Annotated in this window: 23 protein-coding genes and 1 pseudogene; 12 read left to right on the top strand and 12 right to left on the bottom strand. The window is 73.3% G+C overall.

The genetic code is table 11. The features are described 5' to 3' along the window. Positions 1–37: 37 nt before the first annotated feature. Positions 38–1,282: a polysaccharide pyruvyl transferase family protein gene (locus PV963_RS04050; protein WP_274814167.1), complete on the bottom strand. Its 1,245-nt coding sequence runs from the start codon at positions 1,280–1,282 to the stop codon at positions 38–40. 270 nt (positions 1,283–1,552) lie between these two features. On the opposite strand from PV963_RS04050, the gene PV963_RS04045 reads away from it, so the two are divergent. Both PV963_RS04045 and PV963_RS04040 read left to right on the top strand, forming a co-directional pair. After that, complete coding sequence (locus tag PV963_RS04045) at positions 1,553–2,197, top strand: phosphoribosyltransferase (RefSeq protein WP_274814166.1); 645 nt, start codon at positions 1,553–1,555, stop codon at positions 2,195–2,197. An 84-nt stretch (positions 2,198–2,281) separates the two neighbouring features. Beyond that, positions 2,282–3,265 (top strand): TerC family protein, encoded by a 984-nt coding sequence (locus PV963_RS04040; RefSeq protein WP_274814165.1) that lies wholly within the window; start codon positions 2,282–2,284, stop codon positions 3,263–3,265. Between the two features lie 34 nt (positions 3,266–3,299). Here PV963_RS04040 and PV963_RS04035 read toward each other — a convergent pair whose 3' ends face one another. From PV963_RS04035 to PV963_RS04020, 5 genes and pseudogenes are all read right to left on the bottom strand, one after another. Continuing rightward, positions 3,300–4,487: a CaiB/BaiF CoA transferase family protein gene (locus PV963_RS04035; RefSeq protein ID WP_274814164.1), complete on the bottom strand. Its 1,188-nt coding sequence runs from the start codon at positions 4,485–4,487 to the stop codon at positions 3,300–3,302. A gap of 97 nt (positions 4,488–4,584) precedes the next feature. Beyond that, entirely contained in the window at positions 4,585–5,628 is a 1,044-nt protein-coding gene (locus PV963_RS04030) for a helix-turn-helix domain-containing protein (RefSeq protein ID WP_274821929.1), read from the bottom strand. A gap of 111 nt (positions 5,629–5,739) precedes the next feature. Next, positions 5,740–6,117, bottom strand: a pseudogene (locus tag PV963_RS43935) (helix-turn-helix domain-containing protein); the annotation flags it as partial. Between the two features lie 193 nt (positions 6,118–6,310). Then, on the bottom strand, positions 6,311–7,285 hold the full coding sequence (locus PV963_RS04025; protein ID WP_274814163.1) for an alpha/beta hydrolase: 975 nt from the start codon (positions 7,283–7,285) through the stop codon (positions 6,311–6,313). Then, on the bottom strand, positions 7,282–8,583 hold the full coding sequence (locus PV963_RS04020; protein ID WP_274814162.1) for an MFS transporter: 1,302 nt from the start codon (positions 8,581–8,583) through the stop codon (positions 7,282–7,284). The genes PV963_RS04025 and PV963_RS04020 overlap by 4 nt, the downstream gene beginning before the upstream one ends. A 56-nt stretch (positions 8,584–8,639) precedes the next feature. On the opposite strand from PV963_RS04020, the gene PV963_RS04015 reads away from it, so the two are divergent. Then, positions 8,640–9,635 (top strand): ArsR/SmtB family transcription factor, encoded by a 996-nt coding sequence (locus PV963_RS04015; protein WP_274814161.1) that lies wholly within the window; start codon positions 8,640–8,642, stop codon positions 9,633–9,635. Positions 9,636–9,639: 4 nt separating this feature from the next. Here the strand turns inward: PV963_RS04015 and PV963_RS04010 are convergent, their stop codons facing one another. After that, positions 9,640–9,870 (bottom strand): hypothetical protein, encoded by a 231-nt coding sequence (locus tag PV963_RS04010; protein WP_274814160.1) that lies wholly within the window; start codon positions 9,868–9,870, stop codon positions 9,640–9,642. A 117-nt stretch (positions 9,871–9,987) separates the two neighbouring features. Here PV963_RS04010 and PV963_RS04005 point away from each other — a divergent pair, with 117 nt between their 5' ends. Next, on the top strand, positions 9,988–10,893 hold the full coding sequence (locus PV963_RS04005) for a LysR family transcriptional regulator (RefSeq protein WP_274814159.1): 906 nt from the start codon (positions 9,988–9,990) through the stop codon (positions 10,891–10,893). Between the two features lie 604 nt (positions 10,894–11,497). Here PV963_RS04005 and PV963_RS04000 read toward each other — a convergent pair. Beyond that, entirely contained in the window at positions 11,498–12,076 is a 579-nt protein-coding gene (locus PV963_RS04000; protein WP_274814158.1) for a TetR/AcrR family transcriptional regulator, read from the bottom strand. A 237-nt stretch (positions 12,077–12,313) separates the two neighbouring features. On the opposite strand from PV963_RS04000, the gene PV963_RS03995 reads away from it, so the two are divergent. The 4 genes from PV963_RS03995 to PV963_RS03980 are packed head-to-tail and all read left to right on the top strand — an operon-like array spanning position 12,314 to position 17,085. Beyond that, complete coding sequence (locus tag PV963_RS03995) at positions 12,314–12,856, top strand: (2Fe-2S)-binding protein (protein ID WP_274814157.1); 543 nt, start codon at positions 12,314–12,316, stop codon at positions 12,854–12,856. Next, positions 12,853–13,845: an FAD binding domain-containing protein gene (locus PV963_RS03990; RefSeq protein WP_274814156.1), complete on the top strand. Its 993-nt coding sequence runs from the start codon at positions 12,853–12,855 to the stop codon at positions 13,843–13,845. Before PV963_RS03995 ends, PV963_RS03990 begins: the two co-directional genes overlap by 4 nt. Further along, positions 13,842–15,956, top strand: coding sequence for a xanthine dehydrogenase family protein molybdopterin-binding subunit (locus tag PV963_RS03985; protein WP_274814155.1), 2,115 nt, complete (start codon positions 13,842–13,844; stop codon positions 15,954–15,956). Before PV963_RS03990 ends, PV963_RS03985 begins: the two co-directional genes overlap by 4 nt. After that, a complete protein-coding gene (locus PV963_RS03980) occupies positions 15,949–17,085 on the top strand; it encodes an XdhC family protein (protein WP_274814154.1) in 1,137 nt (378 codons plus the stop codon). Before PV963_RS03985 ends, PV963_RS03980 begins: the two co-directional genes overlap by 8 nt. 82 nt (positions 17,086–17,167) lie before the next feature. Here PV963_RS03980 and PV963_RS03975 read toward each other — a convergent pair whose 3' ends face one another. Next, positions 17,168–17,731, bottom strand: coding sequence for an NADPH-dependent FMN reductase (locus PV963_RS03975; RefSeq protein ID WP_274814153.1), 564 nt, complete (start codon positions 17,729–17,731; stop codon positions 17,168–17,170). 130 nt (positions 17,732–17,861) lie between these two features. On the opposite strand from PV963_RS03975, the gene PV963_RS03970 reads away from it, so the two are divergent. The 3 genes from PV963_RS03970 to PV963_RS03960 all read left to right on the top strand — a co-directional run bounded on the left by PV963_RS03970 (position 17,862) and on the right by PV963_RS03960 (position 21,332). Then, entirely contained in the window at positions 17,862–18,530 is a 669-nt protein-coding gene (locus PV963_RS03970; protein ID WP_274814152.1) for a TetR/AcrR family transcriptional regulator, read from the top strand. A gap of 81 nt (positions 18,531–18,611) precedes the next feature. Further along, positions 18,612–19,661 (top strand): LacI family DNA-binding transcriptional regulator, encoded by a 1,050-nt coding sequence (locus PV963_RS03965; protein ID WP_425540871.1) that lies wholly within the window; start codon positions 18,612–18,614, stop codon positions 19,659–19,661. A 234-nt stretch (positions 19,662–19,895) separates the two neighbouring features. Further along, on the top strand, positions 19,896–21,332 hold the full coding sequence (locus PV963_RS03960) for a benzaldehyde dehydrogenase (protein WP_274814150.1): 1,437 nt from the start codon (positions 19,896–19,898) through the stop codon (positions 21,330–21,332). Positions 21,333–21,351: 19 nt separating this feature from the next. Here the strand turns inward: PV963_RS03960 and trxA are convergent, their stop codons facing one another. After that, positions 21,352–21,738, bottom strand: a complete 387-nt coding sequence (gene trxA / locus PV963_RS03955; protein WP_274814149.1) for a thioredoxin — start codon at positions 21,736–21,738, stop codon at positions 21,352–21,354. A 118-nt stretch (positions 21,739–21,856) separates the two neighbouring features. On the opposite strand from trxA, the gene PV963_RS03950 reads away from it, so the two are divergent. Further along, positions 21,857–23,287, top strand: coding sequence for a dihydrolipoyl dehydrogenase family protein (locus PV963_RS03950; protein ID WP_274814148.1), 1,431 nt, complete (start codon positions 21,857–21,859; stop codon positions 23,285–23,287). 131 nt (positions 23,288–23,418) lie between these two features. Here the strand turns inward: PV963_RS03950 and PV963_RS03945 are convergent, their stop codons facing one another. Continuing rightward, on the bottom strand, positions 23,419–25,011 hold the full coding sequence (locus tag PV963_RS03945; RefSeq protein ID WP_274814147.1) for an ABC-F family ATP-binding cassette domain-containing protein: 1,593 nt from the start codon (positions 25,009–25,011) through the stop codon (positions 23,419–23,421). Between the two features lie 142 nt (positions 25,012–25,153). Next, positions 25,154–25,798, bottom strand: a complete 645-nt coding sequence (locus PV963_RS03940) for a peptide deformylase (protein WP_274814146.1) — start codon at positions 25,796–25,798, stop codon at positions 25,154–25,156. Between the last annotated feature and the right edge of the window lie 107 nt (positions 25,799–25,905).

The following is a 25,905-nucleotide window of genomic DNA, read 5'->3' as shown; positions in this document are numbered from 1 at the left end:
GTGTCCTCCCGCGGGCGGGGCCTCGGCGGTGTCGGTGTCACACGCCCAGCGGGCGGGGTTCGGCAGCGGGCTCGGGCGGTGGTTCTGCGTGCGTGTCCAGGAGGGGAGCGGTGCCCATGGCGGCCTCCGGGCCGCCGTCGACCTCGTCCAGCAGCACGCCGCAGCGCGCACAGGTCTCCAGGGCCTGCGTGGACAGCTCCCGGACGCGGGAGTGCAGCTCCTCCTGGCGCTGCGGATATTCGTCCCACAGCCGGTCCACCTCCGCCAGCAGCAGCCCGGCCTGCTCACGCGCCACGCCCACCAGGGCCGGAGCCCCCATCCGGCGTGCGAAGTCGAAGACCTTGCCGGAGTAGGGGAGCGGCAGCACCGGCAGCCCGGAGAGCGCCGCGAAGATCACGAAGTGCAGGCGCATGCCGACCGCCAGGTCCAGATGGCGCATGAAGCCGAGAACCTGCCCCGGACTGTACGAGCCGTGCAGGATCCGCCCCTTGTCGGGAGCGGTCATGTGGGACAGCACGGCGTGCGCGTGCCGCACGTCGTGCCGCTCCATCGGCAGGAACACCACGTGCGCGTCCAGCCGGCGGACGAGGAAGTCGGCGACGTCGGCGAGCAGCGCGTGGTAGTCGCCCTCGTCCAGCTTCTCGGCCGCCCGGCCCGGCTCCCGCACCGACATCCCCACCAGACGCGAGTCGGTGGGCACGCCCTCGTGGCGCATCATCTCGTCGGTGAACGGCTCCGGCTCCAGCAGCAGCGCCGGGTCGGCGGTGACGACGACATCGCGTTCGACACCCACCTCCTCCAGCACCAGCTTGGACTCCTCGTCCCGCACCACGACGTCGTCCATGTCGGCCAGCACGGTGCGTACGGCCTCCCGGTCGTCGGCCTCGCGCAGCGGGCCCGCGCCGATGGCGTAGGCGAAGGTGCGGATGCCCCGCTCCTGCGCGGCCCGGACCAGGCGCAGATAGCGGCGCGCCTCACCGTCGAACAGGAGCCCGCCGCCGCCCAGGACGAGCACGTCCAGCGAGGCCAGTGCCACCAGGACGTGGTTGCGGCTGACGCCCTCCCAGTCCACCACCTCGTCGGCGCCCGGGTGATGGGCCTGGGTGTGCTCGGCGTTCCGGCTGAAGACGACCAGCCGGGCGTCGGGCCGCTGGGCGCGCAGACAGTGCAGGACACAGGTCAGGATCGACTCGTCGCCGATGTTGAAGCCGCCGTACGAACCCAGCACGCCGATGCGCGGGCCCGGCCGGGCGGGCTGCGGATGAGAAGGGGCAGTGGTCATCCGGGTGCTCCCGTCGCGTCGGAGTCTGCTCAGTGGCCGGGTGCGCCGGTCGTGCGGTCAGGGCCGTGCCGTACGTACGGTCGCGCCGTGCGCACGGTCCCGGGTTGCCTGCGCCGCCCGCCCGGAAACACCCCGCGTTCCGAGTGTGACGGAGGTCCGGAAGGTGTGCATTGTCCGGTAGGCGATGTGTGCATTGTCCGGTAGGCAGGGGGTACGCGGGAGCCGGGCCGACCGAGGGCCCTCTCCGGGCGGGAAGCAGAGGTGACCGTCATGCGGTTCCGTGATCGCCGGCAGGCCGGCGGGGAACTGGCCGAAACACTGCGCACCCGGCAGAGCGAGGGAGCGCTGCCGAATCCCCTCGTCCTCGCCCTGCCCCGCGGCGGGGTCGCCGTCGCGCGCGAGGTCGCCAGGGCGCTGGACGCCCCGCTCGACGTGCTCGTCGTCAGGAAGATCGGGGCGCCCTTCCAGGAGGAGCTCGGCGTCGGCGCGATGGCCGGGGACGAGGTGCCGCTCCTCGACGAGGACGCCATGCGCCACCTGGGCCTGCGTGAGGCCGCCCTCGCATCCGTCATCGAGCGGGAGCGCGCGGAACTGCGCCGCCGCGAGCGGCTGTACCGGCAGGGTCGTCCCGCACCCGACCTGCGCGGTCGCACCGTGATCGTGGTCGACGACGGCCTGGCGACCGGTTCCACGGCCCGGGCCGCGCTGCGATTCGTCCGCCGTCAGGCGCCCGAACGGGTGGTGCTGGCCGCGCCGGTGTGCTCCCCGGAGGCGGCCGAGCTGATGCGCGCCGAGGCCGACGAGGTGATCTGCCTGTACCAGCCGGCCGCGTTCATGGCCGTGGGCCTGTGGTACGAGAACTTCGACCAGATGACGGACCAGGACGTCCTGGAAGCACTGCACGCGCAGCTGTGACCAACTGTTCACCTTTCAGGTGTGGCGGAAATCAGCCACGTCGGACAACGATGTGCCATCCCCACACCTGTAACAGGAGCATCAGTGAACATCCCGCTCTCCGTGTGGCTGCTGACCGTGGCAGCACTGTGCCTGCTCGTCGCCGTCGATTTCTTCGTCGGCCGCAAGCCTCACGACGTGTCCGTCAAGGAAGCCGGGACGTGGACGGTGGTGTGGATCGTCCTGGCCGTGCTGTTCGGGCTGGGGCTGTGGTACTTCGGTGGGAGCGGACCCACCGGTGAGTTCTTCGCCGGGTACATCACCGAGAAGTCGCTGAGCGTCGACAACCTCTTCGTGTTCGTCCTGATCATGGGGAAGTTCGCGGTGCCCTCGCAGTACCAGCAGCGGGTGCTGATGGTCGGCGTCCTGATGGCCCTGGTGCTGCGGGCCGGCTTCATCGCGGCCGGCGCGGCGATCATCACCGCCTTCTCCTGGGTGTTCTACATCTTCGGCGCCTTCCTCATCTGGACCGCCTGGAAGCTGATCCAGGACGCCCGCAAGGAGGACCACGAGGAGGAGTACCAGGAGAACAAGCTGCTGAAGATGGCGGAGGAGCGCTTCGGCGTGGCCGACCGCTACCACGGCACGAAGCTGTTCATCACCGAGAACGGCAAGCGGATCATGACCCCGATGCTGGTCGTGATGCTCGCGATCGGCTCCACGGACGTGCTGTTCGCCCTCGACTCCATCCCCGCGATCTACGGACTGACGCAGGACCCGTACATCGTGTTCACCGCGAACGCCTTCGCCTTGATGGGCCTGCGCCAGCTGTACTTCCTCATCGGCGGCCTGCTGAAGAAGCTGGTCCACCTCTCCTACGGCCTGTCGATCATCCTGGGCTTCATCGGCGTGAAGCTGGTGCTGCACGCCCTGCACGAGTCGGGCGTCCACGTGCCCGAGATCAGCATCCCCTTCTCGCTGAGCTTCATCGTGCTGGTGCTGGCCGTCACCACGATCACCAGCCTGCGGGCTTCGAAGAAGCAGGAGGCCGAGGCTGAGGCGGCGGAGCGCGCCACCGGGTCCCGGTAGGTTCTCCCGGTTGCCGCCGGGGACCCCGAGGGCGTCAGACGACGCCGTCCGCGCGCAGGGCCGCCACCTCCTCGTCGGTGCGGCCCAGCTCGGCGAGGATCGACTCGTGCTCGCCGATCGCCGGTACGGGGTCCATGCGGGCGGGCAGGCCCGCGAGGTCGGCCGGCGGGAGCAGGGCCTCCACCGTGGCGCCCGGCACCGCGACCTCGGTCCAGCGGCCGCGGGCGGCCAGCACCGGGTGGTCCAGGAACGCGGCGACGTCGTTGACCCCGGCACAGGCGATGCCGATGGCCTCCAGGTCCTCGAGGATCTCTACTGAGCCGGAGCGGGCGAAGCGGGCAGCGACGATCGTGTTGAGCTCCTCGCGGTGGGCGACGCGGTCGGAGGCGGTGGCGAAGCGCGCATCGCCGACCAGCTCCGGCCGGCCGAGGAACCCGGTGCACAGGGCCGCCCACTCCCGCTCGTTCTGGATGGAGAACAGCACTTCCCTGCCGTCGGCGGCCTCGTAGGTCCCGTACGGCGCGATGGTGGCGTGCTGGGTGCCCAGGCGCGGGGGCTGGGTGCCGCCGTGCCGGGTGTAGTAGGCGGGCTGGCCCATCCACTCCGCCAGCGCCTCGAACAGGGACACCTCCACCGGGTGGGCCTCGCCGGTGACCGCGCGGGTGTACAGGGCCGTGAGGATGCCGCTGTAGGCGTACATCCCGGCGGCGATGTCGGCGACGGAGATCCCGGTCCGAGCGGTCCCCTCGGGGGTTCCCGTCAGGGACACAAGACCGGTCTGGCACTGCACCAGCAGGTCGTACGCCTTGCGGTCGGCCCAGGGGCCGGTCGTGCCCCAGCCGGATATCGTGCACGGGATCAGACCGGGGCGGCGGCTGGTGACGGTGGCGGCGTCCAGACCGAGCCGGCCGGCGGCGCCCGGGGCGAGGTTCTGTACGAACACGTCGGCTCCGTCGAGGAGTTCGTGGAGGATCTCGTGGCCCCGTGGATCCTTGAGGTCCAGTGTGAGGGACTCCTTGGACCGGTTGAGCCACACGAAATAGCTGGAGTGGCCGTGCACGGTCGTGTCGTACCGGCGGGCGAAGTCGCCGCCGCCCGGCCGCTCCACCTTGATCACACGGGCGCCGAGGTCGGCGAGCTGCCGGGTGGCGTAGGGCGCGGCCACGGCCTGTTCCAGGCTGACCACCGTGACCCCGGCCAGGGGAAACCGCTGCACGCTCATGCCTCATGCTCCTGAACCTCGTACCGGACGGCGCCCGGACAGTGTCTCCCAGCCGGACACGATCCGGATCACGCGGTCACGGGCGGGCGCGCGGCGGCTACGGCCGGGCCAGGTGTCGCATCGCCAGTGCCAGTTGCAACCGGAGCCGGCCCTGCGGGGTGCGCACCGGCCAGCCGAGCAGGTGCTCGGCGTGGGCCAGCCGGTCCTGGAGCGTCGAGTGGTGGACGTTGATCTCGGAGGCGGCCGCCCGCAGGCTCGCCGTGGACGCGACCGCGTGCAGGGTCGCCGCCAGCCAGGGCGTGGTCGCCGCGGCCGTCTCCAGGGCACGGACGTCGGGCGGCGGTTCGGCGCCCGGCACGACGAGATCGGCGAGGAGGGCGATGCCGCCCAGCTCGTCGGCGTACACGACCCGCGGACCGGGGTCCTGCGGCGTGCCCTCGGCGGTGAAACGCAGGGCGGTACGCGCCTCGGCCCACGACCGGGGGAGCTCCGGCACGGGAACGGCGGGCCCGACGCCGAGCCGTCCGACCGCGCCGGCCTCCGCCCCGTCGGGCACGACTCGTGGCCGGTCGTTCAGCGGGGCGAGAGCCCGGGCCGGGACCGTGGGGTCCAGTCCGAGGCGACGGGCGGCATGCAGCCGGGCCGGTTCCGGTGCCGTGCCGTCGAGGAGCGTCTCGACCAGCGCCGGATCGTCGGCCGGGGCCCGTCCGCGGGTGCGGTCGAGAACGAGCCGTATGGCACCGGCGGCCCGTTCGAGAATCACCGCGTCGACCACACTGGGCGCGACCCGGGCGTGCTCACCGCCAACCACCCGGGACGCCGCCCCGGCGCGGTCGGTGTCGACCATGCGGGGCGACGCCGCCCCGGCTCGGTCGGTGTCGAGCATGCGGGGCGACGCCGCCCCGGCTCGGTCGGTGTCGAGCATGCGGGATGCCGTCTCGTCGTGGTCCGTGTTCGCGGCGTCGGGTGCCGTCTCGGTACGGCCTGTGTGCTCCACGTCGTGCGCGAGCCCGGCACGGTGCGTGTCCACGGCGTGGGAGGCCGCCCTGGCACGACCGGCGTTCATGTTGCCGGGCGCCGACCCGCCAGGGTCAGTGGTCACGATGCGGGACGCTGCACCGGCTCGGTCGGTGTCGAGCATGCGGGGCGCTGTCTCGTCGTGGTCCGTGTTCGCGGCGTCAGGTGCCGTCTCGGTACGGCCTGTGTGCTCCACGTCGTGCGCGAGCCCGGCAAGGTCCGCATTCACGGCGCCCGGCGCCGACCCGCCAGGGCCAGCGTTCACGGCGCCGGACGCCGCCCCCGCACGGCCCGTGTCCACGACGTCCGTCGCCACCCCGGCCCGCTCCAGCCACAGCGCCGCCGTGCCGTTCGGGGTCAGCCGGGCGGACGGCCAGGTGGGATCAAGTGACGCCTCGGTGTCCCGCCTCGTGCCGTCGGGCTCCACGCGCACGTGCACGCGCCGTTCGGGGTCCACCAGCCGGGCCGGGCAGCCGGCGAGTACGGCGGCACCGCGTACGAGTGCCTCCACACCGGCCCTGGACTCGGCCAGACGGTCGAAGTAGGCGATGACCCGGACCGCCGCACCGGCATCCGGATCGAGCGCGGTCAGGCGCCCGGCCAGCTCTTTCATAGGCTCATGGTGCGGCATGCGGCATGCGGCCGCCGAGCGGGCCCCGCGTGCAGGTGGCTGCCCGCGCGCTCTGCCCTGGCGGCGCCGGTGGCAGGCCGCGCTGCGGACGGTCGGCAGGGCAGGTGCGGCCGGAGTGGGAGTCGAGCCGGTGCGAGCTGCGTGCGCTTCCCCGGCCCGCCGGACTCTCCGCCCGTCACGCGCTCAGCAACCTCCGCAGCCAGTCCACGTGCGCCGCCCGCGCCGACTGGGAGAGCGCCGCCTGGGGCGCGAAGCCGTCGAAGCCGTGGAAGCCGCCGGGCCAGACGTGCAGCTCGGCCACGCCGCCGGCCTGCCAGATGCGGGAGGCGTAGGCGACGACCTCGTCGCGGAAGGTCTCGGCGGAGCCGACGTCGAGGAACGCCGGGGGCAGCCCGGTCAGGTCCTCGGCACGGGCCGGTGCCGCGTACTCCGGCACGTCGGGGCCGCCGCGCCGCGAGCCCAGCAGCGCGGTCCAGCCGGTCTCGTTGGCGGTGCGGTCCCATACTCCGAGGCCCGCCATCTGGTACGTCGACGGCGTGTCGTTGCGGTCGTCGAGCATCGGGCACAACAGGACCTGCCCGATCGGCTGCGGCCCCTTGCGGTCCCGCGTGAGCAGCGCCAGGGCCGCGCACAGCCCGCCGCCCGCGCTGGCGCCCGCGATGACGATCCGCTCGGGGTCGGCACCGAGCTCGGCGGCGTGGTCCGCCGTCCACAACAGCCCGGCGTACACGTCCTCGATCGGCGCGGGATACGGATGCTCCGGCGCCAGCCGGTACTCCACCGACACCACGACCGCGTCCAGCGCCCGCGCCCACGCCAGCGAGACGTCGACGCCGACCCGGTTGTTCCCGATGACCATGCCGCCGCCGTGCACGTGGTAGATGACGGGCCGCGCCCCTGCGGTCGCCGGGGCGGTCGGCCGGCAGATCAGCAGCGAGATGTCTGGCTCGCCCTGCGGCCCGGGCACCTGCCGGTCCTCCACCTCGAACGTCCCGCCCATCGTCAGGTCCAGATCGGCCAGCAGCTGGATGCCAGGGCCCTGACGCACCTCGGCGATCTCGTCCAGGGTGAGACCCGGACTGATCATGTCCTTGATCAGCTCCAGGGCTCCGGCGAGTTCCGGGTCGAACGGGGGCGGAACATGCGTCATGACGTCTCCTCACGCGAGGTCGCGGCGGCTCGTGCGGCCATGGTCGGTCCCGCCGCCCCGGCAGCGGACGCCGCCGAGCGGCGGAACCTCCCCGCCGTACGGCGGGTGGCGCCCCGGTGGCGGGCGAAGGCCGCGGCCGTGAGCGCGGCGACCAGCGCGCACACCCCGAGCCACCCGAAGCGGCCGTACGCGCGCATGCCCAGCCACGAGCCGACGGCGCCACCAAGATACGCGCAGGTCATATAGGCCGTGGTGAGCCGGCTGTGCACCTCCGCGCGCAGCCCCTGGATCCGCACCGTGTTGGCGACCATCCCGGACTGCATCCCGACGTCGAGCAGCAGCGTGCCTGCGACCAGGGCCGCCACCCCCGCCGCACCGCCGACACCGCCCAGCGCCAGCACTGCGGCCGAGGCACCCACCGCCAGGAAGCACACCCCGTTGACCGCGTCCGGCCCCCGCCGGTCGACCCGGCGGCCCGCGGCCGGCGTGCACACCATGGTCACCGCGTTGACCAGGGCGAGCAGCCCCACGGCCCCCGCACCCATGCCGTACACGGGGCCGGTGAGCAGCGGCGCCACACCCGTCCACACCGCGGAGAAACCGGCGAACACCAGGGCCTGGTACAGGCAGGAGCGGCGCAGATCCGGCTCCGTGCGCAGCAGCCGCAGCGGCTCGGCCAGGAGCGCGAAGTAGCTTTGCGCGGAGGGCGGGGACGTCAGCGGAAGCAGACGCGCCGACAGGGCGGCCACGGCCAGGGACAGCACGGCGGCCAGGACGTACGGTGCCCGCCAGCCCAGCCAGTCGCCGAGCGCGCCGCCGACGGTGCGCGACAGCAGCATGCCCGCGAGGGCGCCGCTCAGCAGGGTCCCGCCGGTGACACCACGCCGCTCCTGCGGCACCAGGCCGGCCGCCAGCGGCCCGGCCAGCGGTGCCACCACCGTCGTCACCCCCACCAGGGCACTGGCACCGACCAGCGGCACCAGCCCCGGCGCGGCGCTCGCCGCGAACAGCCCGAGGCCGGTCAGTGTGAGGAGGGTGACCAGCAGCGGGCGGTACGGGAGGCGGTCGCCGAGCGGGACGAGCAGGCAGATCCCGGCCGCGTAGCCGAACTGCGTCGCGGTGACGACGCCGGCGGCCGCGTCGGGCGAGACGTGCAGCCCGGACGCGATCAGCGGGCTGAGGGACTGAGGGAAATAGACATTGCCCACGGCCGTACCGCAGACGAGCGCCAGGGCCAGGACGACCCGGGGACTCGCGCCCGGGTGCGCTGTAGGCTGCCGGTGATCGTGATCCGTCATGGACCGAAGTCCACGCCATGGCAAGGCGGTTGCCAAAGGATGTAGCGGGGGCCTTAATGATCAGCTTCCGGCTCGACGCCGAGGACCTCGCCGACACCCGCTTCGCGATCTCGCTGCGCGACCATCTGCGCGAGGTGATGGGCAGTCTGCGCGCCCTGCGCGCCCCCGCCCTCTATCCCCTGCACGTCCGGTGGCGCGCCGCCGTGCTCCACGAGCTCGACCCGGCCGACGCCCGGCTGCTCGCGGCTCTCGTGGGGGACACCCTGGCCCTGCCCGACTTCCTGACCCCCAGGCCGACGTCCTTCGCGCCCACTCTCGACGAGCAGCTGACCGTCGTGCGCGCCACGCCCGCGGAGACCGTACGGCGCGACCTGCTCGCCGCGCACGCGCCCAGGCCCCTGCCGGTTGCCCTGCGGGCGGTCACCGCGCCTGGTGACGCCCCCGTCGCGGAGCTGCTGGAGGAGCTGTGCGAACTCCTGCGGCGGTACTGGGAGTCGGCGCTGCTGCCGTCCTGGCCCCGGATGCGGCTCGTGCTGGAGGCCGACATCACGCACCGGGCACGGCAGCTGGCCACCGGCGGCGCCCGGCTGCTCTTCGCCGACCTGCACCGCAACCTGCGCTGGGACGACGGCGTCCTGCGCATCGACCGAATGCGCGGACGTCACCACGTGGACGGCTCCGGACGCGGCCTGCGCCTGGTGCCGTCCCTGTTCGCGCACCAGCCGGCGCCCCCGGTCAGCGCCGCCGAACCTCCGATGCTCGCCTACCCCAGCCGGGGCGCCGCCACCCTGTGGGAACCGGAGCCCGAGCCGGACGCCCCCGCCCTCACAGCCCTGCTCGGCGCGCCCCGCAGCACGCTGCTGCGGCTGCTGGCCGAGCCCCTGCCCACGGTGGAGCTGGCCCGGCGCCTCGGGGTGACCCCGAGCGCCGTGTCCCAGCACCTGCGCGTCCTGCACGCGACGGGCCTGGTCACCCGCGCCCGCGACGGCCGCCGCGTCCTGTACCGGCGCAGCCCCCTGGGGGAGCAGCTGGCCCGGCACGACGGCGCCTGAGCCCTCAACGGCTCGCCGTACCCGACCGAGCCGGAGCGGACCCGGATGCCGGCCTGCTGCGCGAGACGACGCGCATGCCGCAGCCGTCGACGACCCGGACCTGGAGCGAGCCGCATCCGCAGCGCGTCCACTCCGTGCGGCCCGTCGCGGTGGTGTGCCGGGACAGCACCTGGAACGGCTCGCCTCCGTCCGGCCAGCCGCAGTGCGGGCAGACGGTGCCGGTGGTGCTGATCATGTCTCTGACTCCTCTTACGTCGTGGCTGGTTGACCGTCGCGACACAGCCAGGGTGCGTCGGAGTCTCCGTACACGTCCAGGTTGACTTTGTGGACGCCATTGTGAAGCCTGGACTTCATGATTGACCTGCGCCGACTGCACGTCCTGAGGGCGGTCGCCCACTACGGCACGGTCACCGCGGCCGCCCGAGCCCTGCACTTCACCCCGTCAGCCGCCTCCCAGCAGGTCCGGCAGCTCGCCCGTGACCTGGGCGTCGACCTGCTGGAGCCGCAGGGACGCGGGGTCCGCCTCACTCCGGCCGCCGAGAGCCTGCTCGCGCACGCCGACGCCATCCAGGCCCGCTGGGACCAGGCGGAACTCGATCTGCGGGCGGACCACGGGGCGCCGTCCGGAGTGCTGCGGGTGACCGGTTTTCCCGTGGCCATCTCGGTGCTGCTCGCGCCGATGGCGGCCCGGCTGGGGGAGCGGCACCCGCGGCTGTCCGTACGGATCACCGAGGCGGGCGTCCCGGAGAGCTTCGACCTCCTCTTCGAGGGTGACATCGACCTGGCGATCGTCGAGTCGACCCCGCACAACCCGCCGCTGAGCGACACGCGGTTCGACCAGCAGCCCTTGCTCGACGACCCGTTCGACCTGGTCGTCCCCGACGGGCACCGGCTGGCCGGACGGGCCCGGGTCGATCTCGCGGAGGCGGCACACGAGCCGTGGATCGCGCCGGTGGAGGAGAGTGCCTGCCGCCCGCACGTCCTGTCCGCCTGCGGCGCGGCCGGTTTCACCCCCGACGTCGTCCACCATGCCCTCGACTGGAACGTCGCCGCCCACCTCGTCGCCCACCGGCTCGGCGTCGCCCTCATCCCACGCCTCGCCCACCTGACCCCGCATCTCCCGATCGTCCGCATCCGCTGCGAAGGCAACCCCCACCGCAAACTCCTGACCTGCACCCGCGGCGGCGGCCACGCCCGCCCGGCGGTGGCAACGGCCCTTGGAGAACTACGGGAACTGGCCCCCACGGCCGTCGCCTGAAACCCCGACCCGGGCGCACGAAGCGGACCCTTGGTCCGTCCACCCGAAGACCCGGCGGCCCACCGCCGCCGACGCCCCCCGCCGGGTAGCGCTGCGGGGCATCCGGCGAACCGTGCACGGCGCGACGGCGCTGCGCTGCGGCCGTGTGGGGCGGCCCACCCGAACCAGTTCTTCGGCGTCCTGCCGGCGGCACTGATCGCCCAGACGTCCATCGTCCGACCCCCGCCCCGGGCCTCGTCCGTCAGCCCAAAGGCCTGGCCTGGCCGTCCACCGCCGGCGCTGTCTCCCTGGGTTGTGCCGCGCGGTCTGAATGCCGACAGCCGGTGATTGCCGAGACGTCCATCGTCGCGTCCCTTGACCCGGGCCGTTCACCACCGGACGCGGCCCTCCCGCGGCGCATCTCTCGGCCGTCCGCCCGAAGGCCGGGCGGTCCAGCCGCCGGTGCCGCCCCGCCGGGTAGCGCTGTGTGGCCTGAATGCCGGCGGTGGTCCTCGCCGAGATGGCCGTCGTCCGTTCCCCGACCCCGGGCCCGCCCCGGTGGGCGTCGCTCTCCGCAGCGCGTCCGTCGGTCGCCCCGCGCAGCCCCCGCGAAGCCCCCGCCCCGTCACCGCCCAGGCGCCCCCACCCGCAGTGCGTCCATGACGAGGTCCAGCAGGCGGGTGGCGCGTGGTTGCCAGTCGGTGTGGGGGTCGATCGTCCAGAGACCGCCGATGGTGAGGAAGAGGTCGTCCGCTGTGATTCCCGGGCGGATGGTGCCGGCCTCCTCGTTGGCGCGGAGGAGGAGTTCGGCCGCCTCGGTCAGCGGGGTGTGTGCCGGCTTCGCCGGCTTTCCCGGTGCGCTGGTGGCCTGGCGGAGCGCGTCGGCCAGGCCGGCCTTGGTCATGGCGAACCGTGCGCAGCGGTCCATCCACTCACGCAGCGCCCGGTCGGGTTCCCGGCTCTCCAGCAGCGGTGCCGCGGTGTCGGCGACCTGCTGCATCTCGTGCCGGTAGATCTCCATGACGAGGGCCTCACGGCTGGGGAAGTGGCGGTAGAAGGTCCCCTGCCCGACGCCCGCCTTCTTGGCGATCGCGCTCAGCGGCGCGTCCGCCGCACGCGTCAGTTCGACCAGCGCGACCTCCAGGATGCGCTCGCGGTTGCGTTGCGCGTCCGAGCGCAGAGGAGCGTCCTTCTTCTGCGGCACTCGCCCTCCTCGCGGCCTTGGCCGAAACCCGGCCCTTGTTAAGCGGACAGTTGTCCGTTACGTTTCCGGGTAACGGACAACTGTCCGCTTGCTCCATCGTATCGGCGGGACGCCCGCGCGGACAGCCCGAGACACCGTGCCGCGGCAGGCCTGCCCCGCATCCTGCACCGCCACGAACCGGCCCCGCCACCCACGACTCCTGCCTGCCGACCTTGCGACGTGAGAAAGAAGGCTTCCATGCCACCATCGACGTCCAGCGACCTCACCCTGTCCGTCAACGGCGAGAAGTACACGCTGACCGTCGACCACCGCACCACCCTCCTCGACGCCCTGCGCGAGCGCCTCGATCTGACCGGCACGAAGAAGGGCTGCGACCAGGGCCAGTGCGGCGCCTGCACGGTCCTGGTCGACGGCCGCCGGGCCGTGTCCTGCCTCCAACTCGCGGTGGCGGCCGAGGGGCGTGAGATCACCACCATCGAGGGCGTGGCCGAAGGCGATCAACTGCACCCGGTGCAGCAGGCGTTCCTCGACCTCGACGGATTCCAGTGCGGTTACTGCACGCCGGGGCAGATCTGCTCGGCCATCGCCCTGATCGAGGAGCATGCGGCGGGCTGGCCTAGCGCCGCCACCGACGACATGCGACCCCAGGCGGGACCGCCGGCGCTGACCCCGGAGGAGATCCGGGAGCGGATGAGCGGCAACCTGTGCCGCTGCGGCGCGTATGTGTCGATCGTCCAGGCCGTGGCCCGCGCCGCCGAGGCGAAGGGGGCGGCGGCATGAGGGAGTTCGGCTACCAGCGCGCCTACGACGTCTCCGGCGCCGTGGCGCTGCTCGACGGCGACGGCGAAGCCCGTTTCCTGGGCGGCGGCACCAACCTCGTCGACCTGATGAAGACCGGCGTCGAGCGGCCCGCCCGGCTGGTCGACGTCCGCGAACTGCCCCTGAACCGCATCGAGCCGACCGGCGACGGCGGGCTCCGCATCGGCGCGACCGTCACCAACAGCGACCTCGCCGCGCACCCCGAAGTACGCCTGCGCTACCCGGCGTTGGCACAGGCGGTGCTGGCCGGCGCCTCCGGGCAGCTGCGCAACATGGCCACCGTCGGCGGGAACCTGCTCCAGCGCACCCGCTGTGGCTACTTCTCCGACATCACCTCGGCGTGCAACAAGCGCACCCCGGGCAGCGGCTGCCCCGCCATCACCGGTGAGCACCACAATCACGCCATCCTGGGCGCCTCCGGCCACTGCGTGGCCACGCACCCCTCCGACATGGGCGTGGCGCTCGCCGCCTTCGACGCGACCGTGTCCTACGAAACGGCGGACGGGCCTGGTGAGTTGCCGCTCGCCGACTTCTACCTGCCGGTGGGGGAGACCCCGCACCTGGAGACGGCCCTGCCGCCGGGCGCGCTGATCACCGGTGTCACCCTGCCGCCCGCCCCGGTGGCCGCCAACTCCCGCTACCGCAAGGTGCGCGAGCGTGCCTCGTACGCCTTCGCCATCGGTTCGATCGCCGCCGCGCTCGACGTCGAGGACGGTGTCGTACGGGATGTCCGCCTGGCCTTCGGAGCGGTCTCCTCCCGCCCCTGGCGGGCCCGCACGGCCGAACGCGCCCTGCTCGGCGCCCCGGCCGACGCCGAGAACTTCGCGGCCGCCGCGGACGCCGAACTGACCCACGCGAAACCGCTGCCCCACAACGGATACAAGGTGACCCTGATGCGCAACCTCGTCGTGGCCGGCCTGAGCGAACTCGCCGAGGAGGCCACTCGATGACCACCGCCACCAAAGGCTCCGTCGGTACCGCCCACACCCGCGTCGAAGGTCGCGACAAGGTCACCGGAACGGCCCGCTACGCCGCCGAGATCCCCTTCGCCGAACTCGCCCACGGCTGGCTGGTCCTGTCCACCGTCGCCCGCGGCCGCATCCGCGCCCTCGACACCGAACCCGTCCTCGCCATGCCCGGCGTCCTCACCGTGCTCCACCACCACAACGCCCCGCGCGTCGACAGCGACTACGTCGGACTGCTGGGCGTCCCGCCGGACCCGAGCGTCGCCCTCTTCCAGCACGACCGGGTGATCCACATGGGCTGGCCGGTGGCGCTGGTCGTCGCCGAGACGTCGGAGCAGGCCAGGGAGGCCGCCGAGGCCCTCGTCGTGACTTACGACCAGGAGCCGCACGACGTCGCGTTCTCCGCCGAGCGGCAGACCGAGGCGTATCCGGTCGACGGCCATGCGCCGGGCGTGATGGAGAAGGGCGATCTGGAGACCCAACTCGCCTCCTCCGCCGTCGTGGTGGACGCGGAGTACACCACTCCGGAGGAACACCACAACCCGATGGAGCCGCACGCCGCCACGGCCCTGTGGGAGGGCGGCCGGCTCGAGGTCGTCGACTCCAACCAGGGCACCACCTGGGTCGCCGGCGAGCTGGCGAACCTGTTCTCCCTCGACCCCGCCTCCGTGCGGGTGCGCTCCGAGCACGTCGGCGGCGGCTTCGGCAGCAAGGGTGCCCGTGCGCACCAGGTGGCCGCCGTGATGGCCGCGACCGTCCTGCAACGCCCGGTCAGGGTCGTCATGACCCGTCGGCAGATGTTCTCGCTCGCCGGCTACCGCAGCCCCACGGTCCAGCGGGTCAGGCTCGGCGCCGACGCGGACGGGCGCCTGCGCGCCCTGGAGCACCAGTCCCTGAACATGACCTCGTCCGTGCACGAGTTCGTGGAGCCGAGCGCCGCCGCGAGCCGGGCGATGTACGACGCGGACGCGCATCACACGGCCAGCCGGGTCGTGCGGCTCGACGTGCCGACCCCGACCTGGATGCGCGCCCCCGGGGAGGCGCCCGGCTCGTTCGCGCTGGAGTCGGCGCTCGACGAGCTCGCCGAGCGGTGCGGGATCGACCCGATCGAGCTGCGCCTGCGCAACGAGCCCAGCGTGGGCCCGGTGTCCGGGCTGCCGTTCAGCAGCCGCAATCTGATCGCCTGCTTCCGGGAAGGTGCCCGCAGGTTCGGCTGGGCGGAGCGCGACCCGCGCCCCGGCGTGCGCCGCGACGGCCGCTGGCTGCTCGGCACCGGAACCGCCGCCGCCTCCTTCCCCGCGGGAGCCATGCCCTCCACGGCGGCCGTCACCGCGGAGGCGGACGGCACCTTCACGGTGGGGATCAACGCCGCGGACATCGGCACCGGCGCCCGGACCGCGCTCACCCTGGTCGCCGCCGACGCGCTGGGGGTGCCGACGGACCGCGTCCGGGTGCGCATCGGGGACAGCGACCTCGGTCCGGCGATGATCGCCGGCGGCTCGGCGGGCACCCGCTCCTGGGCCTGGGCCGTCACGGCCGCCGCCGAGGAACTGCGGCAGAGCCTCGCGCCGGGCGCCGACATTCCGCCGGAGGGCATCACCGTACGGTCGAACACGGCCGAGGCCATCGGCGCCCTCGCCCAGAAGGAACGGCACTCCTTCGGCGCGCAGTTCGCCGAGGTCGCCGTCGACCCGGCCACCGGCGAGGTCCGGGTGCGCCGCATGCTGGGCATCTTCGCGGCCGGCCGGATCGTCAACCCGCTCACCGCCCGCAACCAGCTCGTCGGCGGCATGATCTGGGGCATCTCGATGGCGCTGCACGAGGAAGCCGTCCGGGACCGGGCCACGGGCGGTCTCTACGGCGCCGACCTCGCGGGCTACCACGTCGCCGCGCACGCCGACATCCCGCACATCGAGGCCGACTGGGTCGACGACCCCGACCCGGACGACCCGGTCGGTATCAAGGGCATCGGCGAGGTCGGCATCGTGGGCGCCGCCGCGGCGGTCGCCAACGCCGTCTGGCACGCGACCGGCGTCCGCCACCGGCACCTGCCGATCCGCCCCGACCGTGTCCTGATGGCGGGCGGCGATGCTTGACCTCGCCGGGCACCTGGACGAGTGGATCGAGGAGGGCCGGGACTTCGCCGTCGCCACGGTCGTCGCCGTCGGCGGCAGCGCCCCGCGCCCTCCCGGTGCCGCCCTGGCCGTCTCCGCCGACGGCACGGCCATCGGCTCGGTTTCCGGAGGATGCGTGGAGGGCGCGGTGTACGACCTGTGCCTCCAGGTTCTCCAGGACGGCGAGACGCGTGTCGAGCGGTTCGGCTACAGCGACGAGGACGCCTTCGCGGTCGGACTGACCTGCGGCGGAACGATCGACATCATGATCACCCCGTACGACGCCGGCCGGACGGTCCAGGCCGCCGCCCTGTCGGCCGCCGCCCACGGCGAGCCGGTGGCGCTCGCCCGAGTGGTCCACGGCCCGTCCGGCCTCCTCGGCCGGGCGGTGCTCGTACGCGCCGACGGCACGCACGAGGGCAGCCTCGGCGGCCACCCCGAACTGGACCGTACGGCGATCGTCCAGGCCGGCGCCCTGCTCGACGGCGGCCGCACCGGCACGATCGAGGTCTCGGAGGACGGCTCGCACTGCCCGGGCGGACTCACCCTGCTCGTCGAGTCGGCCGTCCCAGCGCCCCGCATGATCGTGTTCGGGGCGATCGACTTCGCCGCCGCCCTCGTACGGGCGGGCAAGTTCCTCGGCTACCACGTCACCGTGTGCGACGCCCGCCCCGTCTTCGCGACCCGGGTCCGCTTCCCCGAGGCCGACGAGATCGTCGTGGACTGGCCCCACCGCTATCTGCGGCGGACGGAGACCGATGCGCGGACCGTCCTGTGCGTGCTCACCCACGACGCCAAGTTCGACATCCCCCTGCTGACCGAAGCCCTGCGCCTGCCCGTCGCCTACGTCGGCGCCATGGGCTCCCGCCGCACCCACCAGGACCGCGACCGGCGGCTTCGGGAGGCGGGGCTGAACGAGCGGGAGCTGGCCCGGCTCAGGTCACCCATCGGCCTCGACCTGGGCGCCCGGACGCCCGAGGAGACCGCCCTGTCCATCGCGGCGGAGATCGTCGCGGCCCGGCACGGTGGCACGGGCCGGCCGCTCACCGGAGCGGGCACCCCGATCCACCGGGACGAGCGGGCGGCCGGGCAACTGCCGCAACCGGTCTGAGCGGCGACTTCGCCGACGGCATGCCGGAGGGGCCGCTGCCGGCGACGGCCTCGGCCCCTCCGTGGCATCGTGCGAGAGCGGATCAGGCAGCGGCCGGCTCCGTGGCGTGGCCGTGCAGACGGGCGATGACCTCGGTCAGCTGCGCGGCGACCTCGGCGTCGTCGGCCGGGTGCGTCTCGGCGAAGCGGGTCATCGAGCCGGGGATGGACAGCTTGACGTCCTGCAGCACCTTGCCGCCGGCCACGCCCACGGACTTGCGGGTCTCGTCCTGCGCCCAGACACCGCCGTACTGGCCGAACGCGGTGCCGACCACGGCGACCGGCTTGCCGCTGAGGGCACCGGCACCGAACGGTCGGGACAGCCAGTCGATGGCGTTCTTCAGGACGGCCGGGATGGTGCCGTTGTACTCGGGCGTGAACAGGATCAGGCCGTCGGCGGCGGAGACGGCCTCACGCAGCCGCACGGCCGCGGCCGGGACGCTGCCCTCGACGTCGATGTCCTCGTTGTAGAAGGGGATCTCGGCCAGCCCCGCGAACAGTTCCACGTCGGCACCCTCGGGTGCGAGCTTGACGGCGGCCTCGGCGAGCTGGCGGTTGTGCGAACCGGCGCGAAGGCTGCCGACGAGGGCGAGGATACGAACAGACATGGTGACTCCCACGTAGTGAAGGACGGCTTCGAAACACTGCCGTAACGATCCGGACCGGGGTCCGCTTAATGTTTGTAGCATCTAACCGGACCGCGGTCCAGTTTTGTTCCCGATGCTTTACGCTGGCTTCATGTCCGCCCTCCAGCCGCCCTTCCCGACGCCCCAGGAATCCGTCGACCACCCCGAGCTGCTCCAGCTCGGCACCGCCCTGGAGCCCGACGAGCCGTGCCTGCGTGCCGACGCCGCGCGCAACCGGGCCCGGCTGCTGGAGGCCGCCGCGCGGCTGGTGGCGGAGCGCGGCGCGGACGCCGTCACGATGGAGGCGGTGGCCGCCGAGGCCCGTGTGGGCAAGGGCACGGTCTTCCGCCGGTTCGGCGACCGCACCGGCCTGCTGTCGGCGCTGCTCGACCACTCCGAGAAGAAGTTCCAGGCCGCGTTCCTCGCCGGGCCGCCCCCACTCGGACCCGGAGCACCGCCCGTGGAGCGGCTGCGGGCGTTCGGCTGCGCGATGCTGCGCCGCTCGACCGACGAACTGGAGCTGCAGCTGGCGGCCGAGCCGGGCGCCAGCCGCCGCTTCGCCGTCCCGGCCCGCCGGGTGCTGCGCCACCACGTGGCCATGCTGCTGCGGCAGGTCGTCCCGGAAGCGGACTGCGAACTGCTCTCCCACACCCTCATGGGCCAGCTCGACCCGGCCCTGATCCACCACCTGACCAGACAGTGCGGGATGCCCCTGGCCCGCCTGGAGGACGCCTGGGTCGACTTCGTGAACCGGGTGACGGGCACGGCCGCGGGCGGCTGAGCGCGCGTGCGGGCCTCCGTGACCGCTCACGGCTTCCTCACAACTCCCCCGCCTGAAAGGCGCATTGAGGCTTCTGCCAAGATGCCGTACGTCATGGTGCAGATACCGAAAACGCCCGCGCCCCCGTCTCCCGCAACGTCGCGCTCCGTGCCCACGAGCGCCGACGTGGCCCGCCTGGCCGGCGTCTCGCGCGCGACCGTCTCCTACGTCCTCAACAACACCAGCGCCGTACGGATCAGCGAGCCCACCCGCCGCCGGGTCCACGAGGCCGCCAGGGAACTCGGGTACGTCCCGCATGCGGCGGCCCGCAGCCTGCGCGCCGGGCACAGCCGTATGGTCCTCATCCCCGCGCCGACCTTCCCCGTCGGCCCGCTCTACAGCCGGTTCCTCGCCGACCTCCAGGGCGCGCTCGGCAGCCTGGACTACACGGTCGTGCAGTACGGCACCGGCGGCCCGCACGGCGACGAAGCCGCCCGCGCCTGGGCCGAGTTGCGGCCCGTGGCCGTGCTCGTGCCCGGTTCCGGGCTCGGCCCGCGCGGGGTGGCGGTGCTCAAGCGCTCGGGGGCGCGGGCCGTGGTCACCCTCGGCCCCGAGACCATCGAGGGCGCGCACGCCCTGCTCATGGACCACGACGTGGTCGGCCACAGCGCCGGCTCCCACCTCTACGACCGCGGCAGGCGCCGCATCGGCGTCGTCGTCCCGCGGGAACCCGGCCTGGAGGCGTTCTCCGCGCCCCGGCTCGACGGTGTGCGCCAGTCCCTGCGGGGCACCGACGCCACCGTGACCGAGCTGCCCCTCCCGTACGAGGAGGAGGCCGCCGCGCGTCTCGCCGCCCGCTGGCGGGGCCTCCGCCTCGACGCCGTGTTCACCTACAACGACGAGTACGCGATGCTGCTGATGCGGGCCCTGAAGGACGAGGGCATCCGCATTCCCGAGGAGACGGCCGTGATCGGCGCCGACGATCTGATGCTCGGCCGGCTGCTGCGGCCACGGCTCAGCACGGTCCGCCTGGAACTGCCCTCCGGCCGTGAACTCGCCGAACTGGTCGACCGCGCCGTGCGCAAGCCCGGCGCCGAGCCCGAGACGCACAAGGTGCTGGGCGCCACGGTGGTGCACCGCGAGTCGAGCTGACCACACTCCGTATCGCGCGGTCTGGGCCGAGGGTGGTCGGCCGGCTCGCCGTCCTGCGACATGACTAGGATGTTGCACGCTCAACAAAATGGGGACGCGTACGAACGCGGGCCACCGGCACGCACGGATGCGGCCCGGTCGCCGCGTCCCGCCCTATGACCGCCGAACCGGCCGCGCACTCACGGGAATTCCGACCACCCCGTCAGCCGGTGACCGATCGATCGGAGAGCCGTCATGCCGTTGCTCGACACCAGGACCTGGCAGCCCCAGACCCTGACGGGGCCCGGGTACACCGTCACCGAGCCCGCCACCGGCCAAGCCCTGGGCACCCTCGCCCTCGCCACCCCCGAGGACGTCGGCGCCGCCGCCGGGAGGGCCGCCGCCGCCCAGCGCGAGTGGGCCCGTGCCCCGCACTTCGCCCGAGCCGCCGTGCTCCGCAGGGCCGGCGACCTGTTCACGGCCCACGCCGCCGAACTGCGCGAATGGCTCGTCCGCGAATCCGGTTCCGTCCCCGGCAAGGCCGACTTCGAACTCCACGTCGCCGCCCAGGAATGCTACGAGGCCGCCGCGCTCGCCTCCCGCCCGGCCGGCCAGGTCCTGCCCAGCGAGGCGCCGCGCCTGTCGTACACGCGCCGCGTCCCGGCCGGTGTGGTGGGCGTGATCTCCCCGTTCAACGCCCCGCTGATCCTGTCCATCCGCTCCGTCGCACCGGCCCTGGCCCTCGGCAACGCGGTCGTCCTCAAGCCGGATCCGCGCACCGCCGTCTGCGGAGGACTGTCCCTCGCCGCGGTCTTCGCCGCCGCGGGCCTGCCGCAGGACCTGCTGCACGTGCTCCCCGGCGGCCCGGACGCCGGACAGGCCCTGGTCGCCGACCCGCGCGTGCCGGTCATCTCCTTCACCGGCTCCACCCCCGCCGGTCGGGCCGTGGGCGAGGCCGCCGGCCGCCACCTCAAGCGGGCCCACCTGGAACTCGGCGGCAACTCGGCCATGATCGTGCTGCCGGACGCCGACCTCGACGCGGTGATCTCCACCGCCGCCTGGGGCTCGTTCTTCCACCAGGGCCAGATCTGCATGACGACCGGACGCCACCTGGTGCACGCGTCCCTGTACGACGAGTACGTCGAGCGGCTCGCCGCCAAGGCCGACTCACTCGCCGTCGGCGACCCGTACCGCGAACAGGTCCACCTGGGCCCGATCATCGACTCCGGCCAACTCGCCAAGATCAGCGGCCTGGTCGAGTCCAGCAAGGCCGCGGGCGCCAAGCTCGCCGCGGGCGGCACCTACGACCGGCTCTTCTACCGGCCCACGGTCCTCGCCGACGTCGGCGACCACACCCCGGCGTACGCGGAGGAGGTCTTCGGCCCCGTCGCGCCCGTGCGCTCCTTCACCACCGCCGACGAGGCGGCGGCCCTGGCCGCGCAGAGCCCCTACGGACTCTCCCTGGGCATCGTCACCCGCGATACGGCCCGCGGCCTGGACCTCGCCGAGCGCATACCGACCGGCATCGTCCACATCAACGACCAGACCGTCAACGACGAGGCCGTGGCGCCCTTCGGCGGAGTGGCCGCCTCCGGCACCGGCGCCCGCTTCGGCGGCGAGGCCAACCTGGAGGCCTTCACCGAACTGCGCTGGACGACGGTACGCGGAGACGTGGCTCCATATCCCTACTAGATCCCTGCCAGCTCGCCCGCTAGCTCGCCTGCTGGCCCTCCTGGGCCTGCTGCTCGGCGATCGCCTTGCGGACCTCGTCCATGTCGAGGTTCCGGGCCTGCCCGATGACGTCCGTCAGGGCGGCCTCGGGCAGGGCGCCCGGCTGGGCGAACACGGCGACCTGGTCACGGACGATCATCAGCGTGGGAATCGACTGGATACCGAAGGCCGCGGCCAGCTCCGGCTGCGCCTCGGTGTCCACCTTGCCGAACACGAGGTCCGGGTTCTCCTCGGCCGCCTTCTCGTAGACCGGCGCGAACTGCTTGCACGGCCCGCACCAGGACGCCCAGAAGTCGATCAGGACGAACTCGTTGTCCGTGACCGTCTGGTCGAAGTTCTCCTTGGTGAGCTCCACGGTGCTGCTCATGGCGTAAATCCCTCTTCCTGGTGTGGGTCAAGCCGTCGGCACAACACGGCCGACCTGGCACGTATTCCGCGCCCCTACCCGTGTGGCCAGGGCGCACACCATCCACCAGACTGACCCCATGACGGAAACGGAAACCAACGCGTACGACGTCGTGGTGCTCGGGGCCGGGCCCGTGGGGGAGAACGTCGCCGACCGCACCCGCGCGGCCGGCCTGACCACCGCGGTCGTGGAGAGCGAACTGGTCGGCGGCGAATGCTCGTACTGGGCGTGCATGCCCAGCAAGGCCCTGCTGCGGCCGGTCATCGCCCGCGCGGACGCCCGCCGCGTGCCGGGCCTGAGCCAGTCGGTGCAGGGCCCACTCGACGCCTCCGCGGTCCTCGCCCACCGGGACTACTACACCTCCGACTGGAAGGACGACGGTCAGGTCGGATGGCTCGACGGCATCGGCGCCGACCTGTACCGCGGCCACGGCCGCCTCACCGGCCCCCGCACGGTGACGGTCACCGGCCCCGACGGCGGTGAACGCGTCCTGACCGCCCGGCACGCCGTCGCCGTCTGCACCGGCACCCGCGCCGCCCTGCCCCGGCTGCCCGGACTGGACGAGGTCCGGCCGTGGACCAGCCGGGAGGCCACCAGCTCCAAGGACGTGCCCGGCCGCCTGATCGTGGTCGGCGGCGGCGTCGTCGCCACCGAGATGGCCACCGTCTGGCAGGCCCTCGGCTCGAAGGTCACCATGCTGGTCCGCGGCAAGGGCCTGCTCGCCCGGATGGAGCCCTTCGCCGGAGAACTCGTCGCCGAGGCGCTCACCGAGGCCGGTGCGGACGTCCGCACCGGCACGTCGGTGGAATCGGTGGCCCGCGAGAACGGCAGCGTCGTCGCCGTCACGGACAACGGCGACCGCATCGAGGCCGACGAGATCCTCTTCGCGACCGGCCGCGCGCCGCGCACCGACGACCTGGGCCTGGAGACGATCGGCCTGGAACCCGGCTCCTGGCTCGACGTCGACGACAGCCTCCGCGTCACCGGCCACGACTGGCTGTACGCGGTCGGCGACGTCAACCAGCGCGCCCTCCTCACCCACCAGGGCAAGTACCAGGCCCGCATCGCGGGCGCCGCCATCGCCGCGCGGGCCACCGGAGAGACCCTCCTCGCACAGCCGTGGGGCACGCATGCCGCGACCGCCGACCACGCCGCCGTCCCCCAGGTCGTCTTCACCGACCCGGAGGCGGCGGCCGTCGGCCAGTCACTCGCCGAGGCCGAGCAGGCAGGGCATCGGGTGAAGGCCGTCGACGTGGACCTGTCCACCGTCGCGGGCGCGGGCCTGTACGCCGACGGCTACAAGGGCCGCGCCCGCATGGTCGTCGACCTGGAGGACGAGATCCTGCGCGGTGTGACCCTCGTCGGCCCCGGCGTCGGCGAGCTCATCCACTCCGCCACCGTCGCCGTCGCCGGCCAGGTCCCGGTCGGCCGCCTGTGGCACGCCGTCCCCTCGTACCCGACGATCAGCGAGGTGTGGCTGCGGCTGCTGGAGGCCTACCGCGACGCCTGACCTCCGGGCCGTCCCGCCAGGCGCGGGACGGCCCCGGGCCGGCTTCCGGCAGCCGGCCGGGATCCGGCAAGGTCACGGGTGCGCGGGCTCCACGACGTGGTCACGCGTGCGCGGCCTCCAAGACATGGTGGTCACGCGTGCGCCGGCACCACCAGCTCCCGGTAGTCGTCGCTCCACAGGTCCTCCTCCGCCTCCGGCAGCAGCAGCACCCGGTCGGGCCGCAGCGCGTCGACGGCGCCCTCGTCGTGCGTGACCATGACGATCGCGCCCGGGTACGTGCCCACCGCGGCCAGGACCTCGGCACGGGAGGTCGGGTCGAGGTTGTTGGTCGGCTCGTCGAGGAGCAGCACGTTGGCGCCCGAGTGCACCAGGCCCGCCAGGGCGAGCCGGGTCTTCTCGCCGCCGGAGAGGACCCCGACGCGCTTGCCGGCGTCGTCGCCGGAGAACAGGAACGAGCCCAGCACCTGGCGGACTTCGCCGTCGGTGAGGTGCGGGGCGGCACCTGCCAGATGCTCACGCACCGTCAGTTCCGGGTCCAGCGTGTCGTGTTCCTGGGCGAAGTAGCCGAGGCGCAGCCCGTGCCCGTGGACCACCCGGCCGCCGTCCGGCGTGTCCTGCCCGGCGAGGATCCGCAACAGGGTCGTCTTTCCCGCCCCGTTGGGCCCGAGCACCACCAGGCGGCTGCCCCGGTCGACGGCGAGGTCGACGCCCCGCAGAACGTGCTGGCCGCCGTACGACCTGGTCAGGCTGACGGCGCCGAGCGGGATACGGCCACAGGGCGCCGGCTCGGGCAGCCGGATCCTGGCCGTCTTCTCGGCGCGCCGGGCCGGTTCGAGGTCCGCGAGCATCCGGTCGGCGCGGCGGGCCATGTTCCGCGCGGCCACCGCGGTCGCCACGCGGGCGCGCATCTTGTCGGCCTGGGCGTGCAACGCCGCCGCCTTGCGCTCGGCGTTCGCCCGCTCGCGGGCCCGTCGCCGCTCGTCGGCGTCCCGCTGGGTCAGATACTCGTCCCAGCCGGTGTTGTGGACGTCGAGCACGGCACGCCCCGTGTCCAGGTGGAAGACCCGGTTGACGGTGCCGGCCAGCAGGGACGTGTCGTGGCTGATCATCACGAGCCCGCCCTGGTGGCTCGCGAGGAACCCGCGCAGCCAGGCGACCGAGCCCGCGTCCAGATGGTTCGTCGGCTCGTCCAGCAGCAGCGTGCCGTGCCCGGCGAACAGGATGCGGGCCAGCTCCACGCGCCGGCGCTGACCGCCCGACAGTGCGCGTAGCGGCCGGTCCATCAGCCCCGTCGGCAGCCCGAGTCCGGCGGCGACCCGGGCGGCCTCCGCCTCGGCCGCGTATCCGCCGCGCGCCTGGAACTCGGCCTCGGCCCGCACATAGGCGTTCATCGACCGCTCCGTCCCGTCGGCCATCGCGGCCTCGGCGCGGCACAGCGCCCGTACGGCGTGGTCCAGGCCGCGCGCGGACAGGATCCGGTCGGTGACGGTGACCGACTGGTCGGCCGCGCGCGACTCCTGCGGGAGATGGCCGACGTCACCGGTGCGGGCGACGCTCCCGGCGGCGGGCCGCAGGGTGCCCGCCAGGGTGTGCAACAGGGTTGTCTTCCCCGCGCCGTTGCGGCCGACCAGGCCGATGCGGTCGCCGGGGGAGACGTGGAAGGAGACGCCGGACAGCAGCAGACGGGCGCCCACGCGCACGTCGACATCACGAACGGTGATCATGAGAAAACGCTCCGAACAAGCAAGAGGACACACGGGTGGCGTGGAAGCGGGTCCTCGGCTAGGAAATTCGGGGCGTAGACATGGACGTCACGGTAACGGAGGCGCCCCGCCGGGCGCCTGCGAATTTCCGCGGTAGCCGGCGTTACGGCAGCTCGAAGCCGAGCGCCCGCGCGGCCTCCTCCGGCGTCGGCTGTGCCCAGCGCTCGATCACCGCCCGGTTGGACGACAGCGAACGCGACTCGGCCCGGTCCAGGTACAGGACCCCGTCGAGATGGTCCGTCTCGTGCTGCACGATCCGCGCGGGCCAGCCCGTGAACACCTCGTCCAGCGCGTGCCCGTGCTCGTCCTGCCCGGTCAGCCGCACCTCGGCGGGCCGCGCCACCACCGCCTGCCAGCCCGGCACGCTCAGACAGCCCTCGAAGAACGCGGCCCGCGCACCGCCGACGGGCTCGTAGGCGGGATTGACCAGCACCCGGAACGGCTGCGGCACCCGCCCGCGCGCCAGCCGCACTTCGTCCGGCACCGGCGCCGGGTCCTCGATCACAGCGATCCTCAGCGGCACACCGACCTGAGGTGCCGCAAGGCCCACCCCCGGCGCCGCGCGCATGGTGACCCGCAGGGCCTCGACGAACCGGGCCAGCAGCGCGGGCCCCAGCTGACCGTCGTACGGCTCGGCGCCGCGCCGCAGCACCGGATCGCCGGCCGTCACGATGGTCAACGGGCCACCGTCGGCGAGGAGTTCCTCGACCCGCTCGGCCAGGGGTGCGCGATCGCTCGGAGTTCCCATCGCGTCAGGATGACACGGCGTCCTGCCCCCTCACGTGACACACGTCACACACCCTCCTCGGGAACTGGACGGCGCTCCGGCCCGACTACTGCACCGCAACGGCCGAC

The organism is Streptomyces coeruleorubidus, from assembly GCF_028885415.1.
GTDB classification, from domain to species: Bacteria; Actinomycetota; Actinomycetes; order Streptomycetales; family Streptomycetaceae; genus Streptomyces; species Streptomyces coeruleorubidus_A.
Note: the sequence above shows the minus strand (reverse complement) of the source record. Positions and strands in the feature narration are given on the sequence as shown.

Coding starts and splice junctions, on each gene's coding strand:
- PV963_RS04050 (WP_274814167.1), bottom strand. CDS start 1,282: ATGACCACTGCCCCTTCTCATCCGCAGCCCGCCCGGCCGGGCCCGCGC.
- PV963_RS04045 (WP_274814166.1), top strand. CDS start 1,553: ATGCGGTTCCGTGATCGCCGGCAGGCCGGCGGGGAACTGGCCGAAACA.
- PV963_RS04035 (WP_274814164.1), bottom strand. CDS start 4,487: ATGAGCGTGCAGCGGTTTCCCCTGGCCGGGGTCACGGTGGTCAGCCTG.
- PV963_RS04030 (WP_274821929.1), bottom strand. CDS start 5,628: ATGCTCGACACCGACCGAGCCGGTGCAGCGTCCCGCATCGTGACCACT.
- PV963_RS04025 (WP_274814163.1), bottom strand. CDS start 7,285: ATGACGCATGTTCCGCCCCCGTTCGACCCGGAACTCGCCGGAGCCCTG.
- PV963_RS04020 (WP_274814162.1), bottom strand. CDS start 8,583: ATGACGGATCACGATCACCGGCAGCCTACAGCGCACCCGGGCGCGAGT.
- PV963_RS04015 (WP_274814161.1), top strand. CDS start 8,640: ATGATCAGCTTCCGGCTCGACGCCGAGGACCTCGCCGACACCCGCTTC.
- PV963_RS04010 (WP_274814160.1), bottom strand. CDS start 9,870: ATGATCAGCACCACCGGCACCGTCTGCCCGCACTGCGGCTGGCCGGAC.
- PV963_RS04005 (WP_274814159.1), top strand. CDS start 9,988: ATGATTGACCTGCGCCGACTGCACGTCCTGAGGGCGGTCGCCCACTAC.
- PV963_RS03995 (WP_274814157.1), top strand. CDS start 12,314: ATGCCACCATCGACGTCCAGCGACCTCACCCTGTCCGTCAACGGCGAG.
- PV963_RS03990 (WP_274814156.1), top strand. CDS start 12,853: ATGAGGGAGTTCGGCTACCAGCGCGCCTACGACGTCTCCGGCGCCGTG.
- PV963_RS03985 (WP_274814155.1), top strand. CDS start 13,842: ATGACCACCGCCACCAAAGGCTCCGTCGGTACCGCCCACACCCGCGTC.
- PV963_RS03980 (WP_274814154.1), top strand. CDS start 15,949: ATGCTTGACCTCGCCGGGCACCTGGACGAGTGGATCGAGGAGGGCCGG.
- PV963_RS03975 (WP_274814153.1), bottom strand. CDS start 17,731: ATGTCTGTTCGTATCCTCGCCCTCGTCGGCAGCCTTCGCGCCGGTTCG.
- PV963_RS03970 (WP_274814152.1), top strand. CDS start 17,862: ATGTCCGCCCTCCAGCCGCCCTTCCCGACGCCCCAGGAATCCGTCGAC.
- PV963_RS03965 (WP_425540871.1), top strand. CDS start 18,612: ATGCCGTACGTCATGGTGCAGATACCGAAAACGCCCGCGCCCCCGTCT.
- PV963_RS03960 (WP_274814150.1), top strand. CDS start 19,896: ATGCCGTTGCTCGACACCAGGACCTGGCAGCCCCAGACCCTGACGGGG.
- trxA (WP_274814149.1), bottom strand. CDS start 21,738: ATGAGCAGCACCGTGGAGCTCACCAAGGAGAACTTCGACCAGACGGTC.
- PV963_RS03950 (WP_274814148.1), top strand. CDS start 21,857: ATGACGGAAACGGAAACCAACGCGTACGACGTCGTGGTGCTCGGGGCC.
- PV963_RS03945 (WP_274814147.1), bottom strand. CDS start 25,011: ATGATCACCGTTCGTGATGTCGACGTGCGCGTGGGCGCCCGTCTGCTG.
- PV963_RS03940 (WP_274814146.1), bottom strand. CDS start 25,798: ATGGGAACTCCGAGCGATCGCGCACCCCTGGCCGAGCGGGTCGAGGAA.